Here is a 19,108-nt window from a genome sequence, read left to right as displayed (position 1 = left end):
GAGATAGTGGAAGGAAGCGCAGTGAGCGCTTCCTACGAGGAGTTCGTTGCGGCCCGAGGGCCGGCGCTCTTCCGCACCGCCTACCTGCTCACGGGGTCGCGGGCCGACGCCGAGGACCTCGTGCAGGTGTCGCTGGTGAAGCTGTTCGTGTCCTGGTCCCGCGCCGCCCGGGCGAAGTCGGTCGAGGGCTACGCGCGGCGGGTGCTGGTCAACGCCTACATCTCGGGGCGCCGGCCGGCGCGCCACACCCGGGAGCACCTGGTCAGCTCGCCGCCCGACGTCGCGATGCGCGATCCAGAGGTCGACACGGCCCTCACGCTGTGGCCGCACGTGCGCGCCCTGCCGCCGCGCCAACGGGCGGTGATCGTGCTGCGGTACGCGAACGACCTGAGCGAGGCCGATATCGCCCACGCGCTCGGATGTGCACCCGGGACCGTGAAGTCCACCGCCGCCGCGGCACTCGCGACGTTGCGCCAGCGCATGGCCGACCAGGAAGGACGAGGCAATGACTGACCTCGAGCACCGGCTGCGCCGCGAGCTGACACAGGTCGAGCACGCTGCGGCGACACCTACGATCAACGTCCCCGGCGTTGCCGCGCTCGGGCGACGTGAGCGGACGCGACGGCACGGGATCCTTTCGGGTGCCGCCGTCGTTGTCGCGGTAGTGGCCGTCGGCGTGACTGCGACCCTGGTCGGTCACTCGCCCGACGCCGCGCCGCGACCGGCCGGCCCGTCGCCCACGCCGACGAGCTCGACCTCCCCGTCCCCGACGACCGCAGCACTCCCCGCAGTGCCGGACACCGACGTGCCGTGGTGGAGCGACGGCGTGCTGCACGTGGGGAGCACGACCTACCCGATGCCGTCCGAGCCGGAGATCGCCTTCCGCGGGGGCACGACCCTGGTCTCGTTCCGCAAGCCTGTCTATCGAGTCATCCGTGGCGACGGTCCGCTCCGTCCCCTCCCGGCCGGGCACCCCTACGCGAGCGATCCGGTCATCTCGTCGGACGGCACCCACGTCGCGTGGGTCGAGACCGTGGCGTCCCATCCACTTCCGAACGTGTCCGGGCTGTCGGCATCACGACTGGATCTCTTGCTGGTCGACTACGACCTCGAGGGAGGGCGAGTCTCCGCGTCGCTCCCGCAGACGGCGGACGTGGAGTGCTGCGAGGGGGACGCGGTCGGGGTTCCTCAGATACAGGGATACACCGACGATGGCCGCTTGGTGCTCTACGACACCGACCGGAACCCACCGGCGCTGTGGGACCCACGGCAAGGAACCATCACGGTCGCCGAGGTCGGTGCTGACGGGGCGAGCATGGGAGGAGTCCCGGCGTGGCCGGGGGGCATCGCCTACTCCGGGCCCGACTCCTCGGGACCCGCGACCCTCGTGCGCGTCGACGGCTCGGGGCATTTCAGCTCGACCCGGCAGGTACCGCAGGCCTCCGACGGATCCTGGAACGAGGACGGCACGATCTATGCCTACGACCTCTACCCGGAAGCGGTCTCGTTCGTCGGCCCCGACGGCGGAGAACCGGCTCGGCTGCCGCTGCCGGAGTCGACGGACGAGTGGCGGATAGCCGCGTGGGAGTCGAACGACACCCTCCTGCTGGTTTCTCGGCGGAAGAGGACCAACGAGCTTGCGCGCTGCGATGTAGTCGCACTGACGTGCGAGCCGGTGGCCGATGTGCCTGCGATGGGGCCGCTGGTCCTACCGCAGAGCGGGTGATCGAAGGGCTGAACCTCGCCCACGCACGGCCCGGTTGCCCGATTCGTTGGGAGTGCGTGGCAGAATGACGAACGCGGCTCTTGACGTCTCCGGGACGGGCCGCGCCCAAGATCTGTTTTGACCGTCGTTGACGAGAGGTGTTCGTGTCCTCGAACGCGCGCAAGCTGCTCCCCGCCGAAGTGCTGACCCACGAGGCTGTCGTGACCCTGATCGAGCGGGGGACGCCGACCGGTTCGGTCACCCCCGAGGAGGTCCGGCAGGCCAGTGAGGACGCGGCCGTCGAGCCTCGTCACCTCAAGGCGCTGCTCGGACACCTGAGCTCGCTCGGGATCTCCGTGGCGCTGCCGGTGGCCACCACCCGCGCCGTCGCGGCGACGTCGACCCGCAAGACGACGACCGCCAAGACCACGAAGGCGGCGCCGGCCAAGAAGGCCGCCGCCGACAAGCCGGAGGCTGCTGCTCCCGCGAAGAAGGCGCCGCCGGCCAAGAAGGCCGCCGCCAAGAAGACCGCGGCGAGCGCCGACGGCGAGGCCGTGGTCGAGGTCGTCGTCACCGACGCCGTCGTGGGCCCCGACGGCAAGAAGATCCTCCCCGACGTCCCGGACGAGCAGTTCGAGAAGGACGTCAAGGCCGACCCCACGATCGAGGAGGACGAGAAGTCCGCCACGTTCGTCGTCTCCGCTGCCGACGACACCGACGAGCCCGAGCAGCAGGTCATGGTCGCCGGCGCGACCGCCGACCCGGTCAAGGACTACCTCAAGCAGATCGGCAAGGTCCCGCTCCTCAACGCGGAGATGGAGGTCGAGCTCGCCAAGCGGATCGAGGCCGGCCTCTTCGCGGAGGAGAAGATCGCCAAGGGCGCCAAGATGAGCGGCAAGCTCGCCGAGGAGTTCGAGTGGATCGCCGAGGACGGCAAGCGCGCCAAGAACCACCTCCTCGAGGCCAACCTGCGTCTCGTCGTCTCGCTCGCCAAGCGCTACACCGGTCGCGGCATGCTCTTCCTGGACCTGATCCAGGAGGGCAACCTCGGCCTGATCCGCGCGGTCGAGAAGTTCGACTACACCAAGGGCTACAAGTTCTCGACGTACGCCACCTGGTGGATCCGGCAGGCCATCACCCGCGCCATGGCCGACCAGGCCCGCACCATCCGCATCCCGGTGCACATGGTCGAGGTCATCAACAAGCTGGCCCGCGTGCAGCGCCAGATGCTCCAGGACCTGGGCCGCGAGCCCACCCCGGAGGAGCTCGCCAAGGAGCTCGACATGACCCCCGAGAAGGTCATCGAGGTCCAGAAGTACGGCCGCGAGCCCATCTCGCTGCACACGCCCCTCGGTGAGGACGGCGACTCCGAGTTCGGTGACCTGATCGAGGACTCCGAGGCGATCGTCCCGGCCGACGCCGTGTCGTTCACCCTCCTGCAGGAGCAGCTGCACGCCGTCCTCGACACGCTCTCCGAGCGCGAGGCGGGCGTCGTCAGCATGCGCTTCGGCCTGACCGACGGCCAGCCGAAGACCCTCGACGAGATCGGCAAGGTCTACGGCGTGACCCGCGAGCGGATCCGCCAGATCGAGTCCAAGACGATGTCCAAGCTCCGGCACCCGTCGCGCTCGCAGGTCCTGCGCGACTACCTCGACTGAGTCCAGCACGCCGATGACGGGCCGGGTTGCGCAGCTGCGCAGCGCGGCCCGTTTCGCGTCCCAGCTGTACGGCGAGCAGGCGCGCGGCGCCTACGAGGCCTACGTACGGCGGATCCCCTTCGCCCGGCTCCGGTTCGCGCCGGGTCGCGACGACCCGTACCCGATCTACGAGCAGCTCCGCTCGCAGGGACCGTTCGTCGTCACCCCGATGGGCAACCTCGCGACCGTCGACCACGCGCTGTGCAAGGAGATCCTGCGCAGCCGGCGCTTCGGCGTGCAGCCCGAGGGCCAGGGCCCGCCGCACGACTTCGACCTCTCGTTCCTGGACCGCAACCCGCCCGACCACACGCGGCTGCGACGCCTGGTCGCACCGGCCTTCAGCCCGCGCCGGATGGCCGACTTCCGCGGCGCCGTCGAGAAGACGGTGACCGGCCTGCTCGACGACGCCGCCGCGGCGGACGAGATCGACCTGGTCCCCGCGCTGGCCGCGCCGCTGCCCATCGCCGTGATCACCGACCTGCTGGGGATCCCGGACGCCGACGGCGATGCGTTCATGAGGTACGGCATGGCGCTCGGCAGCGCGCTGTCCGGGCTGCGGTCCCTGCGCCACGCCCGCCAGGTGATGGCGGCCAACCGGGACCTGGAGGCGCTCTTCGAGGACCTCTTCGCACGCCGCCGGGCCGATCCGCAGGACGACCTGATCAGCGCGCTGGTGGCGGCCGAGGCCGACGACGTGGTCCACCCGGCCGAGCTGGTGCCGCTGTGCGGGCTGCTGCTGATCGCCGGGTTCGAGACGACCGTCAACCTGATCGGCAACGCGGTCAACGCGCTCCTCGACCACCCCGAGCAGTGGGCGCTGCTGGTGGCCGACCCCGACCTGGCCGGTGCCGCGGTCCAGGAGACGCTGCGCTTCGACCCGCCCGTCCAGCGCACCGCTCGCGCCTCCTGGGACGACGTCGAGCTGGGCGGGTACGCCGTACGCCGCGAGCAGTGGGTCAACGTGCTCCTCGGCGGGGCCAACCGCGACCCGGCCGTCTTCCACGACCCCGACGTCTTCGACCTCACCCGCGCCGACGGCGCCGAGCACCTGGCCTTCTCCAGCGGCATCCACCACTGCGTCGGCCGTCCGCTGGCCGAGCTGGAGGCGACCGTGGCCCTGCGCCTGCTGGTCGAGCGGATGCCGGGGCTGCGCCGCGCCGGCCCCGTACGACGCCGCAACGCGACGCTGATCCGCGGACCGCTGAGCCTGCCGGTGCGAGCGAGCTGAGCGTCAGTACGCTTGGTTTCGTGTTCAAGCACCGCCCTCCCGCCGCAGCCCACCGGCCCCGAGGCTGACGCGCGACGTGGCGGTCTCGTCCCAGCAGCTGCGGCAGGCGGCTCGCTTCACCACGCACCTGTACGGCGGCCGCGTCCGCGGGCTCATCGACGCGCACCTGCGCCACGACGACGTCGCCCGGCTGAACGCGATCGGCGCCGGTGACCCGTACCCGATCTACGACCGGATCCGCGCGGCCGGCCCCTTCGTGACGACGCCGTCGGGCCACCTCGCCTCGGCCGACCACGCGATCTGCAAGCAGCTCCTGCGCGATCGCCGCTTCGGGGTGGAGCCCGAGGGTGCCGCCCCACCGGAGCCCGCGCTGGACCGCTCCTTCCTCACCCACAACCCGCCCGACCACACCCGGCTGCGGCGGCTCGTGGCGCCCGTGCTCAGCGCGCGCCGGCTGGCGGAGTTCACCAAGATGATCGAGGAGACCGTCGACGGGCTCCTCGACGACGTCGGCGGGACGGCGACCTTCGACGTGATGCCCGCGCTCGCCGAGCCCCTGCCGGTCGCGGTGATCAACCGGCTGCTGGGCATCCCCGCCGAGGACGGCGCCGTGCTGGCGTCGTACGGCGAGACCCTCGGCGGCGCCGCGGCCGGCTTCCGCTCCCTGCGTCAGGCCCGCGACGTCTCGGTGGCCGCCACGGCGATGGTGCGTCTCTTCGAGGACATCATCGAGCGTCGGCGCTCCGACCCGGGCGACGACCTGATCAGCGTCCTCCTCGCCGCGGAGGGGGACGGCGACGCCGAGATCCGGGCCGTCGAGCTGGTGCCGCTGTGCCGGATGCTGCTCATCGCGGGGTTCGAGACCACCGTCAACCTAGTCGGCAACGTCGTCAACGCGCTGCTCGACCACCCCGACCAGTGGGCCCTGCTGGTCTCCGACCCGGCGCTGGCCCACGCGGCGGTCCAGGAGTCGCTGCGCTACGACGCGCCCGTCCAGCGCACCGGTCGAGTCTCCTTCGACGACACCGAGATCGCCGGGCAGCCGATCCGCCGCGGGCAGTGGGTCAACGTCCTGATCGGCGGGGCGAACCGCGACCCGGCGGTCTTCGGGGACCCCGACGTCTTCGACCTGTCCCGCGACGACGTCTTCGACCACCTGGCCTTCTCCAGCGGCATCCACCGCTGCGTGGGTCGACCGATCGCCGAGCTCGAGGGCACCGCCGTCCTCCAGGCGCTGGCGCAGCGGATGCCGAGGCTGCGACGAGCCGGCGCCACCCGGATGCGGACCATGCCGCTGGTGCGTGGTCCGCGGAGCGTGCCGGTCCACACCGCCTGAGACACGCCGCAACCCGCTTGCAACCTTCCCGGCACTCCAGGAGTCTGAAGAGGCAGACCCCGACGTCCGGAGGACAGATGAAGCTCGCGATCGTCGCCACACTCACCGCCGCCGCTCTCGGCGCAACGCTCGTCGCGGCGCCGGCCGCCCAGGCGGAGCAACGCAGGTACGCCGACCCGGCCGACGCCGCCGCCTCGCTGACCGACATCCGCGCGGTCAAGGTCGACCACGGTGCCCGGACGCTGGCGGTGACCGTCAGGTTCACCGACCTGCGGCGTCGCTCGGACGGCGGGCCCGCGAGCCTGACCATCGGCATCGACACCCGCTCGAGCCGGCCGGGCGCCGAGTTCCGGCTCGTCAGCGGGCTCCAGGAGGGCACCGACTACCAGCTGATGCGGGTGCGCCACGGGCGGGTCGTCGGCGAGCCGCTGACCTGCGGTCACCGGGTGCGCCTCGACTTCGCCCACAACCGCCTGCGGTTCGTCGGCTCACGGACCTGTCTCGGGTCACCGGCCCGGGCGCGGATCGCCGTGCTGATGCGCGACGAGTGGGACGCCTCGCACCCGATCACCGACTGGCTCGGCGCCCGGCGCTCCTACACCGCCTGGCTCGCCAGCAGCTGATCAGCCGCCCAGGGCCGCCAGCGCCTGCCGGGCGGCCAGGTGGCCGCACATCCCGTGCACGCCCGGGCCGGGGGCGGTCGACGACGAGCACAGATAGGCGCCCGGCACCCTCGTGCGGTACGGCGCGCGCCGTACGAGCTGGGGCACCGTGACCGCCCCCGAGGCGATGTCGCCGCCGACGTAGTTGGGGTTGTACGCCGCGAACCCGGCCGGGTCGGTGACGTGCATCGCCACGATCCGCTCGCGCAGGCCCGGCGCGAAGCGCTCGAGCTGGTCGAGCACCACGTCGGTCGCGTCGCCGGCGTACGCGTGCGGGACGTGCGCGTAGGCCCAGATCGGGTGCACGTCGCCGGCGGAGCGGGTCGGGTCGGCGAGGTACTGCTGCCCCACGAGCACGAACGGCCGCTCGGGCATCACGCCGCGGGCCGCCTGGGCCTCGGCCTCGGCGATCTGCTCCAGGGTCCCGCCGACGTGGACGGTGCCGGCCCGGCGGCAGGCCTCCGCGGTCCACGGCACCCCGCCGCGCACGGCCAGGTCCAGCTTGTACGCCCCCATGCCGTAGCGCCACCGCGGCCGGGGCAGGCGCGCGATGTCGGCGAACGCGGTGGGGGTCGTGTCGAACATCGTGATCCGCGACCCGGGCAGGTCGGAGAGCGAGCGCACCTCGACGCCGGTCCGGATCTCGCCGCCGAGCGAGCGCAGCAGGCCGGCCAGGGCGTCGGTGATCGCTCGCGAGCCGCCCTCGGCGACCGGCCAGCCGTGCCGGTGACCCGCCGCGATCAGGGTCGCGCCGATGCCGGCGGTGGTCGGCCGGTCGAGCGGGCGGCAGACGTGCGCCGCACAGCCCGCGAAGAGCCCGCGTGCCGCGTCGGTGCGGAACGCGCGAGCGAGCACGGTGGCCGGCAGCGCCGCCCGCATCCCGAAACGGGCCATCAGCACGGGACGCCGGGGCAGGTGCACCACCGGGCCGAGGAGGTCCGGCGCCAGCTCGTCGAAGTGCTGCCCGAGCGGGCCGAAGACCGAGCGCCACCGGTCGCCGTCGGCTCCCAGGCCGGCGCCGGTCTCGTCCAGGTCGCGCACCATGACCCCGGCGGTGCCGTCGTCGAGCGGGTGGGCCAGGTCGATCTCCGGCCACCGCCAGACCAGGCCGTGGTCGGCCAGCGGGAGCGAGGAGAGGTACGGCGAGCCGACGCCGAAGGGGTGGATGGCGGAGCAGATGTCGTGCTGGACGCCCGGCACCGTGAGCTCGGCGGTGCGGGTGCCGCCGCCGATCTCGTCGTACGCCTCGAGCACGGTGACCCGCAGCCCCCGTTGCGCGAGCGTGACCGCCGCGGCCAGCCCGTTGGGCCCGGAGCCGACGACGACAGCGTCGGCGTCGCCGCCGGGAGGACTCATGCCTCGACTCTGCCGTACGACGCAACCCCGTGCCGTCTTCGACCGGGCGGGCGCCCCTCAGCCCGCGGCGACGAGCACGACCGCCCCGGCGCACAGCGCCAGGCCGACCGCCTGGGTGCGGTGCACGTGCTCGCGGAGCACGGTGGCGGCGAGCAGCACCGTGAACGCGGGGTAGAGCGAGGTGATGACCGCGGCCACGGTCAGGTAGCCGTGGTGGGTGGCGACCAGGAAGAGGCCGGTGGCCAGGGCGCCCAGGGCGCCGCTGATGGCCCCACCGAGGGCGTAGCGGTTGCGCGGGACCCAGTCCTGGCGCAGCGTGAGCGCGACCACGATGATCGCGCCGCCGGCGATGAGCTGGTTGAGCGCGAGGGGGAGGAAGCCCGCCTCCGCCGGGACCTGGGCCAGGCTGGCGAAGAGCGCGCCGAAGCCCAGGCCGGCCAGGACGCCGTCGACGATGCCCGAGCCCGGGCTCTCGGTCGGGCCGGGCAGCGGCTCGATCAGCGGCTCGGCCAGCGGCTCGCGGGAGACCAGCCAGATCGCGGGGAGCGCGAGCAGCACGCCGACCCAGACCAGCGCCCCGGGTCGCTCCCCGGTGAGCACGCCGACCACGACGGGGACCAGCACCGCGCCGACGCCGGAGACCGGGGCCACCACGCCCATCCGCCCGGACGACAGGCCGCGGTAGAGGAACGCCGTACCGAAGCCGTTGCCGACGCCGGCCAGGACCGCCCAGGCGAAGTCGGCGGCGGTGGGGGAGCCGCCGTCGAACGCCACCAGCACCAGCACCAGGGCGGTGCCGGAGAGCTGGGCGACGAGCGAGACCGCCCAGGCGCCGCCGCGGCGGGAGAAGATCCCGCCGTTGAAGTCGCCCAGACCGTACGACGCAGCCGCGAGCAGCGACAGCAGGATGCTCATGTCGCGACCGCCCCGGCGACCCAGACGACGGTCGCGGCGAAGGCGGCCAGCAGCTCGATGACGATGCTCAGCCCGACCGCCTTGAGGGAGTGGACCGTCGAGGGCCACGCCTCCTTGCCGCCGACGCGGACCAGCTCGGCCAAGTAGATGCCCAGCACGAAGCCGAGGAACAGCCCGACCACGGGGACCACGAAGAAGCCGACGACGCCGACGACGGCCCCGACCAGCTGGGTCGCGGGCGGGATCCCCGCGACCTGCAGCCGACGACCCGGTACGACGTACTTGACGACCGCGCCGGCGACGACGAGTGCCGTCGCGACCGCGAAGACGGTCCAGGCGGCGGCGCCACCGGTCGCCCATGCCCACACCAGGATGCCGGCGACCACCAGCACCGACCCCGGCAGGATCGGCACCAGGATGCCCACCAGCCCGACCGCGACGAGGAGGGCGGCGATCGCGGTGGTGGTGGTCACGGCAGCACCCTGTCACACATGCGAAGCGGCCCCAGACATCGTGTCTGGGGCCGCTTCGGAGAGTGTGGCGGAGGTCGGGTGACCTACGTCAGTCGGTGACGGCGGGCGGCGTGGGCGCGAGCTTGTGGGTCTCGTCGACGACGTTGGCGGCGATCTCCTTGAGCTTGTCTCCGTGCTCGCGGGCGTGGTGAGCGCAGAAGAGCAGCTCACCCCCCGACTGGAGCTCCACACGGAGGTAGGCCTGGGCGCCGCAACGGTCGCAACGGTCCACGGCGCTGAGCGCTGCGGTGTTGGGGGCTAGTGCAGTGGTCACATCGGCCTCTTTCTCTTCGTGCCTCGGTATCTGGCTCAACGTAGCCACTGGCTCCAAGATTCCCACCTTGGTGCAGGTGCCGCGTGGTGCCCGACACGTCATCCAATCATGCTGTGTTTCCCTCATCGGCAGAATTCCATGCGTTGAGAGCCTGAGCGTGGAGAGATTTCGCTACTGGTCTAACAGGGTGGTGTTCGATCGTGCCTGACCCGGGGAAGTCCTGATCACGCTAGACCCGCCCCTGGCAGGCGTGCCTACATCGTCCTCCGGCGTGTCGCAGGTAGATTCGGAGCGGACGTAACAATTGGATTTCCGAGCTCCAGGAGCCCCCCGATCGACAACACGTACAACGCCGCGCACCTCCTCGTCCTCGAGGGGCTGGAGGCGGTGCGCAAGCGGCCCGGCATGTACATCGGCTCCACCGACACCCGCGGCCTGATGCACTGCCTGTGGGAGATCATCGACAACGGCGTGGACGAGGCGCTGGCCGGGGCCGCGCACCGCGTCGAGGTGACCCTCCACCCCGACGGCTCCGCCGAGGTCCACGACGACGGCCGCGGCATCCCGACCGACAAGGAGCCCAAGACCGGGCTCCCCGGCGTCGAGGTCGTGGCGACCAAGCTGCACGCCGGCGGCAAGTTCGGCGGCGGCTCGTACGTCGCCACCGGCGGTCTGCACGGCGTCGGACTGTCGGTCGTCAACGCGCTCTCGGCCCGGATGGACATCGACGTGCAGCGCGCGCCGTCGGAGCAGGGCCTCTCCTTCCGCCACGGCGCACCGGGCGTCTTCACCGGCCCGGGGCCGGACGCGCCGTTCGAGCCGCGGTCCGGGCTCACGCGCAAGGGCGGCCGGGTCGCCAAGGGCAGGTCCGGCACCCGCATCACCTTCTGGCCGGACCGGCGGATCTTCACCAAGGACGCCGACTTCGTCTTCGAGGACCTGATCGGCCGGGCCCGGCAGACGTCCTTCATCGTGCCCGGGCTCGAGATCGTGATCCGCGACCTGCGGGGCGAGACGCCGCGCGAGGAGAAGTTCCGCCACGACGGCGGCATCGCGGAGTTCGCCGACTTCCTGGCCCCCGACGAGCCGGTCACCGAGATCGTCCGGCTCCAGGGCTCCGACACCTTCACCGAGACCGTGCCGATGCTCGACGCCCAGGGCCACATGACGCCGCAGGAGGTCCTGCGCGAGCTCCACGTCGACGTCGCGGTCCGGTGGGGGACCGGCTACGAGACCGTGCTGCGCTCCTTCGTCAACGTGATCGCGACGCCCAAGGGCGGCACGCACGTGAGCGGCTTCGAGGCCGCCGTCACCCGCACCTTCAACGACGCCATGAAGGCGACCAAGGTGCTCAAGGTCAACGACGACGACGTGATCAAGGACGACGTCATGGAGGGCATGACGTCCGTCGTGACGGTCCGCCTCGCGGAGCCGCAGTTCGAGGGGCAGACCAAGGAGATCCTCGGCACGCCGGCGGCGCGGACCGTCGTACGCAAGGTCGTCGCGGCGGAGCTCAAGCAGTTCCTGACGTCGACCAAGCGGGCGGAGAAGGCGCAGGCCAAGCTGGTCATGGAGAAGGTCGCCGGTGCGGCCAAGACCCGGATCGCGGCGCGCCAGCACAAGGAGACCCAGCGGCGCAAGAACGCGCTGGAGTCCTCGGCACTGCCCTCCAAGCTGGCCGACTGCCGCGCCGCCGACAACGAGAAGACCGAGCTCTTCATCGTCGAGGGTGACTCGGCGCTCGGTACGGCGAAGCTGGCCCGCAACTCCGAGTTCCAGGCGCTGCTGCCGATCCGCGGCAAGATCCTGAACGTCCAGAAGGCGTCGGTCGGCGACATGCTCAAGAACACCGAGTGCGCCTCGATCATCCAGGTCGTCGGCGCCGGGTCCGGACGCACCTTCGAGCTCGAGGCGCGGCGCTACGGCCGGATCATCTTCATGGCCGACGCCGACTCCGACGGCGCGCACATCCGGTGCCTGCTGGCGACGCTCTTCTACAAGTACATGCCCGACCTGATCAGCGCCGGCCGCGTCTACACCGCCGTCCCGCCCCTGCACCGGATCGAGCTCTCCAACCCGAAGAAGGGGATGGAGAAGTACATCTACACGTACTCCGACGACGAGCTGCACCGCAAGCTCGCCGAGCTCAAGAAGAAGGGTCTGCGGTGGAAGGACCAGCCGCAGCGCTACAAGGGTCTGGGCGAGATGGACGCTGACCAGCTGGCCGAGACGACGATGGACCCGCGGCACCGCACCCTGCGGCGGCTGACCGTCGACGACGCCGAGAGCGCGACCGGGATCTTCGAGCTGCTGATGGGCTCCGACGTCGCCCCGCGCAAGGAGTTCATCGTGCAGGGCGCCTACGAGGTGGATGTCGAGACGCTCGACGCGTGAGCCGTGGGCGGTGACCGAGCGTCGAGACACCCCAGGTGGCTGCCGCGCCGCCCGATCGACAGCCGATCCGGGTGTCTCGACGACATCGCGGGCCGCACAGCGGTGCCGGTACGTAGGAGCTGGCACCCCGCTCGACGCCTGAGGTACGACGACACCGCGGGTCTCACACCTCGCTGAGGCGGTGCTTCTCCTCCTGGTCGCGCAGGACCAGGTGCGAGGTGAAGATGTACAGCGGCTCGCGGTCGCCCCAGGCCGGGACGATGTTGACGAACTCGTAGCTCTGGTTGGTGGTGAGCTCGATCATCGTGGCCTCGATGTAGTGGTGCTCCGGGGGGCGGATCGCCCGTCCCCGGTAGTGGCCGCGTCCTGCCGTCACCATGTCCGAGTGTGTCAGGACGTTGTAGTCCGCCATCTGTGCCGGCCTCCCTGCCGTCGGTGGTCCTCCTAGGCCTGTGGGTCCCATCGGCAGGTCGGGTCGCGGCCTGACCTGTTCGGCCGTCGCAGGATGCCGCGTGCGGCTACGGTCTCCCCGGTGCGTCGACGGCGACGCCAGGAGCACAGGGGGCGGACATGGTCGGACGGTTCGGGGGCAAGCGGGCACTGGTCACCGGCGCGGCCGGCGGGGTCGGGCGTGCCACGGTCGAGCTGCTGGCCGGTGAGGGCGCCGCGGTGGTCGGGCTCGACCTGGCCGCCGGCGGCGACGTACTGGCCTGCGACGTCAGCGACGACGTCTCGGTCCGGGCAGCGGTCGCCACCGCGGCGGAGCGCCTCGGCGGACTCGACGTCGTGGTCAACGTGGCCGGCATCGACCAGTTCCGCAGGTTCGAGGACCTCGACGTCGCGACCTGGCAGCGGCACCTCGGGGTGAACCTGACCGGCCCGATGCTGGTCAGCCACGCCGCGCTGCCGCACCTGCGGGCGAGCAGGGGCAACATCGTCACTATCGCGTCGATCGCCGGCCTGCGCGCCCAGCCCTACCAGGCGGCGTACTGCGCGTCGAAGAGCGGCGTCATCATGCTGATGAAGTCGCTCGCGCTCGAGCTCGCCGCCGACGGCATCCGGGTCAACACGGTCTGCCCGGGCGGCGTGCAGACCGACCTGCCGACCAACGCGGCCGCCGAGCACGCCGGCGCCGACCTGGACTGGGCACTGCTGATGGAGACCGCCGGCGCCCGCTACGGCTTCATGCCGCCCAGCCACATCGCCGACGCCGTGGCCTACCTCGCCTCGGACGCGGCCGCCTCGGTCACCGGCGCGGTGCTCTCGGTCGACCGCGGCACCGCCTGCTGAGTCAGAGCTGCCGGTCCAACAGGCCGCTGTCGACGTCGTACAGGAACCCGCCGACCTTGACGGTGTCGGGGATCAGCGGGTGCGAGCGCACCTTGGCGACGTCCTCGGCGAGGGCGGCGGCCTGGTCCAGCACGACGTGGAAGGGCTGCCAGGACGCGTCCTGGCCGGCGGAGGCGCCGACCCGCGCGTGCAGCTCGGCCTCCGTGCTGGAGGCCATCGCGCAGCGGGTGTGGGGGACCACGAGGATCCGCTCGACGTTGAGCAGGTGCACGCCGAGCACCAGCGCCTCGAGGGCCTGCGGCGTGACCCGGCCACCGGGGTTGCGGAAGATCTTGGCGTCACCGGGCGCCAGACCGACCATCCGGAGCGGGTCGATCCGCGAGTCCATGCAGGTCACGATGGCGACGCCGGCGTGCGCCACGCCGTCGAAGCCCGACAGGGTGAAGCTGTCGGCGTACTCACGGTTGGCGGCCAGCAGGTCGTCGAAGTCGTCCACGAGCGCGACGATAGCGGAGACCCGCCGGCGGCTCCGGCGATGGTGGCCGAGCGAGACGCGCGGCCGTGCGTACGACGTCGCGCCGGGCGTGTCGGGGCGGCGGCGCCCTCAGCCAGCCGACCGCAGCAGGTCGCGGGTCGCGATCGCGCGGGTGGGTGCCGACCGGAAGAGCACGAGCGCGAGCACGCCGGCGATCACGGCGCAGACCGCGGCACCGGTGAAGACGGTCTGCTCCTGGGCGATGCCGGCGACCTTGAGCAGGTGGGTGAACTCCTTGCACCGGCTGCCGCCGTCGCAGACGTCGCGCACCGAGGGCACGTCGGCCTGCTCGGAGTAGTAGCGCCGCAGCCCGATGGTGGTCAGCGCGGAGATGCCGATCAGCATCCCGACCATCCGCGAGACGACCACGAAGGCGCTGGCCAGGCCGTGCACGTCGTCGTCGGTGCTGGCCAGCACGGCCGCGTTGACCGGGGCCAGCGCGAGACCGAAGCCGAAGCCGCCGATGACCAGCGGCAGGGTGGCGACCGGGCTCTCCAGGGTCGTCAGCCCCCAGGTCGCCATCCACAGGAAGCCGATCGCGGCCAGCGCCATCCCGCCCGCGGTGACCGCCCCGGCCGGGAGCCGGTGGGTCAGGTAGCCGCCGACCACGGCGCCGACCGGCAGTGCGACCAGGAAGCGCACCAGCACCAGGGCCGCCATCAGCTGCGAGCCCGGGTAGACGGTCGTGCGGGCGAAGAGCGGGATGTCGATGAGGGCCGCGATCAGTGCCGCGCCGATGAAGAAGCTGACCAGCATGGCTCCCCACGCCGGCGTACGGCGCAGCGCGCCGGGCGGCACCAGGGGCCGGTCGGTCCGGCGCAGGTGCAGCGTGAACGCGACGGCGGCGAGCGCGGCGCCGAGGAGGTACCAGAGCCCCTGGTCGGAGAAGACCTGCACCTTGGGGTCCGCGGTCGCGAAGGCGAGGATGACGCCGGCCAGGGCGAGCGCGAGCAGGGTGGCGCCGAGCACGTCGGCCTCCCGCACGGTGCGGACCCAGTCGGGGATGTCGAGGAGCGGGCGGCGGGCGGTGCAGCAGCGCAGGAGCAGGAGCGCGAAGGCGCCGATCGCGGTCACGCCGAGCGGGGTCAGCCAGCGGCCGTCACCGGTGATCGGGATGAAGAGCTGGCCGTAGGTCAGGTCGCGCATCAGCTGGCTGGGCTGGACGAAGACGAGCACGCCGGCGACCAGGGTGACCAGCGCGAGCAGGAGCCCCAGCCAGTCGAAGCGGAGCCGGCTCCGGGCGGGTGTGTCGGCGGCGCCCAGCCTCGAGACCACCGCGAGCCGATGGATCCCGGCGGCCAGGACCAGTCCGACGGCGAGGTTGACCAAGAAGATCGCGCGCCAGTCGGCGACGGCGAGCACCAGGGCCCCGAAGAGCGGGCCGACGACGCTGCCGATCTCCTGGACGGCGGAGACCAGGCCGAGGGGCACGCCGCGGCGCTCGGCCGGGTAGAGGTCGGCGACCAGGGCGAGGGTCGCGGGGACGAGCCCGCCGCCGCCGACGCCCTGGAGGAACCGGCCGGTGACCATGGTGGGCATGTCGTAGGCCAGGGCCGTGACCAGCGAGCCGAGCGCGAAGATCAGCAGCGCCGCCACGAGCACCGGGACCCGGCCGCGCAGGTCCGCGATCCGCCCGATGAGGGGCAGCATCGCGACGTACCCGAGCAGGAAGCCCGAGACGATCGGCGCGGCGCGCTGGAGCTGCTCGACCGGCACCCCGACGCTGGCCATCATGTCGGGCAGGGCCAGGACGACGACGTACGTGTCCGCGGCGGCGAAGGCCACGGCCACCGCGGCCAGGCCCAGCAGCCACTGCGCCGAGCGCGTCACGGCGCGGTGATGTCCTTCGTGGTCCCGTAGTCCTCGAAGGTGACGGTGTAGGTCATCGGCTTCGAGTCCTGGTAGAACACGCCGGTCAGCTCGGCGCTGCGGAGCTCGTCGTCGTCGTTGATCGTGTACGTCGCGTCGAACTCACCGGCGGCGGTCGGGATGACGTTCTTCATCACGTCGCCGGGGACCTTCCCGGTGTACTCGGTCAGGATCTCCTTGTTGTCCGCACCGCCGCGGACGCTCTCGCCCTTCTCGACCTCCGTGGTCGCCGGCAGCAGGGAGGAGAAGCCGGCGTCCGTGCTCATGAGCTTGGCCGGGTCGGGCGCGCCGTACTCGGCCGGGTCGATGTCCTGGTAGCCCGTGGTGAGCGGCAGCTGGACGTAGACCTTGGCGTCGACCGCCACGACGGGCACCTGGAACGCCTGCCCGGAGAGGACGACGGTGATCGAGCCCTCGAAGGCCGGGGCGTGGGTGCCGACACCCTCGGCCTTCTCCACGCCGGTGACGCCGTCGGGCAGGTCATCGGTGCTGAGCGTCAGGTTGACGCCGCTGGTCTCGTCGAGCGTCTTCTTGGCGGCCGCGAACACCTCCTCGGGCGTCGGGTCCGACTTGCTGCCGCCGCCACCACCTCCGTCGGAGCTGCAGGCGGTGAGGAGGACGGCGGTCAGGGCGCCGGCCAGGAGAGCAGCGGCGGCACGATGACGGCGACGAGCGGCAGTGAGCACGGGGGTCAGCCTTCCACACGGACCCGCGCGGCCACCGGTCCGGCGCAGGCCACGATCGGCTGGCTGGCAGGGATGCCCGAGCCGTCCCGCTTGCCGGTCGCCTCGGGCAGGTCGATGGGGGAGCCGCTGGCGGCCGCGGCGCGGGCGGGCGCCGTACCGACCCAGGCGAAGACGAGCGTGTCCTCGCCCTTGAGGAAGCGGTGGCACCGGACGCCGCCGGTCGCGCGGCCCTTGGGCGGGTACTCCGAGAACGGCGCGACCTTGAGGGCGCCGGGCTCGGTGCCGGGCAGCGCGGTCGACGACCCCGACGAGGTGACGACGACCGAGCCCTCGGGGGCGTCGGGGTCGACGGTGCCGAACCAGACGACGCGCTCGCCGGCCGCGACCCGGACGCCGGCCATACCGCCGCCGGAGCGGCCCTGGGGGCGTACGCCGTCGGCGCCGAAGTGCAGCAGCTGGGCGTCGGAGGTGACGAAGCAGAGGGTCTCCCGGCCGGTGGTGAGCTCGACTGCGCCGACGACCTCGTCGCCGTCGGCGAGCCGGATCACCTCCCACTCGTCGCGCCCGAGCACCTCCGGGTTGACCCGCTTGACGGTGCCCTGACGGGTGCCGAGGGCGAGTCCCGGGCCGTCGGCGGCCAGGGTGCAGAGGCCGAGCAGCCGCTCACCGGGCTCGAGCGAGAGGATCTCGCTGACCTGGAGCCCGCCCGCGAGGTGGGGGTCGTTGGCGGTGTCGGGCAGCTGGGGCAGCTCGAGCACCCCGATCTTCACCAGCCGACCGCTGCTGGTCAGCCCGCCGATCTCGCCGCGGGCGGTGGCGCGCACCGCCGAGACCACGACGTCGTGGTTGGCCCGGCCACCGCCGCTGCCGGGCTGCGCCGCGTTGGCGCTGCGAGCGAGCAACCCGGTCGAGGAGAGGTAGACGAAGCAGGGGTCGTCGGCGACCTCGAGCTGGACCGCGGTCGCCGTGACCGAGGTGCCGGACGACTCGAGCAGGACGGTACGACGAGGCGTGCCGTACGTCTTGGCCACCTCGGCCAGCTCGTCGGAGACGACCTTGCGCAGCAGCTTGTCGTCGCCGAGGATCGCGTCCAGCTCGTCGATGGTGCGCTGCAGCTCGGCCTGCTCCTTGTCGAGCTCGAGCTTGGAGTACTTCGTGAGCCGGCGCAGCGGCATGTCGAGGATGTAGTCGGCCTGGATCTCGCTGAGCTCGAAGACCGTCATCAGCCGCTCCTTGGCGGCGCCGGCGTTGTCGCTGGCCCGGATCAGCTGGATGACCTCGTCGATGTCGAGGATCGCGAGCAGCAGGCCCTCGACGAGGTGGAGCCGGTCGGCGGCCTTCGTGCGGCGGAAGAGCGAGCGACGGCGTACGACCTCGAAGCGGTGGCCGAGGAAGACCTCGAGCATCTCCTTGAGCGCCATCGTGCGCGGCTGGCCGTCGACCAGGGCCACGGCGTTGATGCCGAAGGAGTCCTCCATCGGCGTCTGCTTGTAGAGCTGCTCGAGCAGCGCCTCGGGCACGAAGCCGTTCTTGACCTCGATCACCAGCCGCAGGCCGTGGTTGCGGTCGGTGAGGTCCTTGATGTCCGAGATTCCCTGGAGCTTCTTGCTCTGCACGAGCGTCTTGATCCGCTCGATGACCTTCTCGGTGCCGACGCCGTACGGCAGCTCGGTCACGACGATGCCCTTGCGCCGGTTGGTGATGGCCTCGATCCGCGCGGTGGCCCGCATCCGGAAGGACCCGCGGCCGCTCTCGTAGGCGTCGCGGATGCCGTCCAGGCCGACGATCTTGCCGCCGGTGGGCAGGTCGGGGCCCGGGATGAAGCGCATGATGTCGTCGACGGTGGCCTTGGGGTGCGTGATCAGGTGACGCAGCGCCTGGACGACCTCGATCAGGTTGTGGGGCGCGCAGTTGGTCGCCATGCCGACCGCGATGCCGGTGGTGCCGTTGACGACCAGGTTGGGGATCGCGGCGGGCAGCACCCCGGGCTCGAACTCGCGGCTGTCGTAGTTGGGCTTGAAGTCGACGGTGTCCTCGTCGATCGAGGCGGTCATTGCGACGGCGGCCGGCGCCATCCGGGCCTCGGTGTAGCGCATGGCCGCGGGGGAGTCGTCCGGGGAGCCGAAGTTGCCGTGCCCGTCGATGAACGGCAGCCGCATCGACCAGGGCTGCGCCATCCGCACCATCGCGTCGTAGATCGCGCCGTCGCCGTGCGGGTGCAGCCGACCCATGACCTCACCGACGACCCGGGCGCTCTTCACGTGCCCGCGGTCGGGCCGCAGGCCCATGTCGTTCATCGTGTAGAGGATCCGCCGCTGCACCGGCTTCAGGCCGTCCCTCGCGTCCGGCAGCGCACGCGAGTAGATGACGGAGTAGGCGTACTCGAGGAACGACGTCTCCATCTCGTGCTTGATGTCGGTGTCGAGGATGTGCTCCTCGAAGTCGTCGGGGAGCTCCTGCTCCTTGCTGCGCCTTGCCATGGGCTGATTCTTTCAACTCCCACGGACAGATGCGTCAGGGGCACGCCGTTCGCCGGCCACCGACCTGTGGGACTGCGGTGCCTGAGATGTACGTCGTGCGTCGGTCGCCGGAGCGCTGGACCACGGTGGTTGAGGTGTGAGGAGCGCTAGCGACGAGCCTCGAAACCAC

Annotated in this window: 17 protein-coding genes; 8 read left to right on the top strand and 9 right to left on the bottom strand. The window is 71.8% G+C overall.

From position 1 onward, the window contains the following. Window positions 1-21: 21 nt before the first annotated feature. The 6 genes from N542_RS0114625 (at window position 22) to N542_RS0114595 (ending at window position 6,589) form a co-directional block, all read left to right on the top strand. Window positions 22-513 (top strand): SigE family RNA polymerase sigma factor, encoded by a 492-nt coding sequence (locus N542_RS0114625; RefSeq protein ID WP_028644568.1) that lies wholly within the window; start codon window positions 22-24, stop codon window positions 511-513. Between the two features lie 277 nt (window positions 514-790). After that, window positions 791-1,726: a hypothetical protein gene (locus N542_RS0114615; RefSeq protein WP_028644567.1), complete on the top strand. Its 936-nt coding sequence runs from the start codon at window positions 791-793 to the stop codon at window positions 1,724-1,726. A gap of 137 nt (window positions 1,727-1,863) precedes the next feature. After that, entirely contained in the window at window positions 1,864-3,363 is a 1,500-nt protein-coding gene (locus N542_RS0114610; protein WP_028644566.1) for an RNA polymerase sigma factor, read from the top strand. 13 nt (window positions 3,364-3,376) lie between these two features. After that, complete coding sequence (locus N542_RS0114605) at window positions 3,377-4,630, top strand: cytochrome P450 (RefSeq protein WP_028644565.1); 1,254 nt, start codon at window positions 3,377-3,379, stop codon at window positions 4,628-4,630. 76 nt (window positions 4,631-4,706) lie between these two features. After that, window positions 4,707-5,966, top strand: a complete 1,260-nt coding sequence (locus tag N542_RS0114600) for a cytochrome P450 (protein WP_028644564.1) — start codon at window positions 4,707-4,709, stop codon at window positions 5,964-5,966. Window positions 5,967-6,043: 77 nt separating this feature from the next. Then, the gene (locus N542_RS0114595) at window positions 6,044-6,589 is read left to right on the top strand and encodes a hypothetical protein (RefSeq protein ID WP_028644563.1); all 546 of its coding nucleotides are present in this window, start codon (window positions 6,044-6,046) and stop codon (window positions 6,587-6,589) included. Here the strand turns inward: N542_RS0114595 and N542_RS0114590 are convergent, their stop codons facing one another. The 4 genes from N542_RS0114590 to N542_RS0114575 form a co-directional block, all read right to left on the bottom strand. After that, window positions 6,590-7,984 carry a phytoene desaturase family protein gene (locus N542_RS0114590; protein WP_028644562.1) on the bottom strand — a complete coding sequence of 465 codons (1,395 nt, stop codon included), beginning with the start codon at window positions 7,982-7,984 and terminating at the stop codon, window positions 6,590-6,592. A 57-nt stretch (window positions 7,985-8,041) separates the two neighbouring features. Beyond that, on the bottom strand, window positions 8,042-8,899 hold the full coding sequence (locus N542_RS0114585) for a DMT family transporter (protein WP_028644561.1): 858 nt from the start codon (window positions 8,897-8,899) through the stop codon (window positions 8,042-8,044). Further along, entirely contained in the window at window positions 8,896-9,372 is a 477-nt protein-coding gene (locus N542_RS0114580; RefSeq protein WP_028644560.1) for a DUF456 domain-containing protein, read from the bottom strand. Before N542_RS0114580 ends, N542_RS0114585 begins: the two co-directional genes overlap by 4 nt. 88 nt (window positions 9,373-9,460) lie before the next feature. Further along, window positions 9,461-9,685 (bottom strand): DUF7455 domain-containing protein, encoded by a 225-nt coding sequence (locus N542_RS0114575; protein WP_028644559.1) that lies wholly within the window; start codon window positions 9,683-9,685, stop codon window positions 9,461-9,463. Window positions 9,686-10,090: 405 nt separating this feature from the next. Here N542_RS0114575 and N542_RS0114570 point away from each other — a divergent pair, with 405 nt between their 5' ends. After that, window positions 10,091-12,079: a DNA gyrase/topoisomerase IV subunit B gene (locus N542_RS0114570; protein WP_197025963.1), complete on the top strand. Its 1,989-nt coding sequence runs from the start codon at window positions 10,091-10,093 to the stop codon at window positions 12,077-12,079. 163 nt (window positions 12,080-12,242) lie between these two features. On the opposite strand, the gene N542_RS0114565 is transcribed toward N542_RS0114570, so the two are convergent. Continuing rightward, window positions 12,243-12,455, bottom strand: a complete 213-nt coding sequence (locus tag N542_RS0114565) for a hypothetical protein (protein ID WP_155993072.1) — start codon at window positions 12,453-12,455, stop codon at window positions 12,243-12,245. A 194-nt stretch (window positions 12,456-12,649) separates the two neighbouring features. Between N542_RS0114565 and N542_RS0114560 the strand changes: the two genes are divergently transcribed. Next, window positions 12,650-13,369 carry an SDR family NAD(P)-dependent oxidoreductase gene (locus tag N542_RS0114560; protein ID WP_028644556.1) on the top strand — a complete coding sequence of 240 codons (720 nt, stop codon included), beginning with the start codon at window positions 12,650-12,652 and terminating at the stop codon, window positions 13,367-13,369. Between the two features lies 1 nt (window position 13,370). Here the strand turns inward: N542_RS0114560 and N542_RS0114555 are convergent, their stop codons facing one another. From N542_RS0114555 to N542_RS0114540, 4 genes are all read right to left on the bottom strand, one after another. Beyond that, complete coding sequence (locus N542_RS0114555) at window positions 13,371-13,865, bottom strand: beta-class carbonic anhydrase (RefSeq protein ID WP_028644555.1); 495 nt, start codon at window positions 13,863-13,865, stop codon at window positions 13,371-13,373. A gap of 108 nt (window positions 13,866-13,973) precedes the next feature. Next, window positions 13,974-15,734, bottom strand: coding sequence for an MFS transporter (locus N542_RS0114550; protein WP_028644554.1), 1,761 nt, complete (start codon window positions 15,732-15,734; stop codon window positions 13,974-13,976). Beyond that, entirely contained in the window at window positions 15,731-16,459 is a 729-nt protein-coding gene (locus tag N542_RS0114545; protein WP_051551797.1) for an LppX_LprAFG lipoprotein, read from the bottom strand. Before N542_RS0114545 ends, N542_RS0114550 begins: the two co-directional genes overlap by 4 nt. Before the next feature lie 5 nt (window positions 16,460-16,464). Further along, window positions 16,465-18,939 carry a DNA gyrase/topoisomerase IV subunit A gene (locus N542_RS0114540; RefSeq protein ID WP_028644552.1) on the bottom strand — a complete coding sequence of 825 codons (2,475 nt, stop codon included), beginning with the start codon at window positions 18,937-18,939 and terminating at the stop codon, window positions 16,465-16,467. Window positions 18,940-19,108 lie beyond the last annotated feature (169 nt).

Origin of the sequence: Nocardioides sp. URHA0020 (assembly GCF_000620705.1) — a bacterium.
Classification (GTDB): domain Bacteria; phylum Actinomycetota; class Actinomycetes; order Propionibacteriales; family Nocardioidaceae; genus Nocardioides.
Note: the sequence above shows the minus strand (reverse complement) of the source record. Positions and strands in the feature narration are given on the sequence as shown.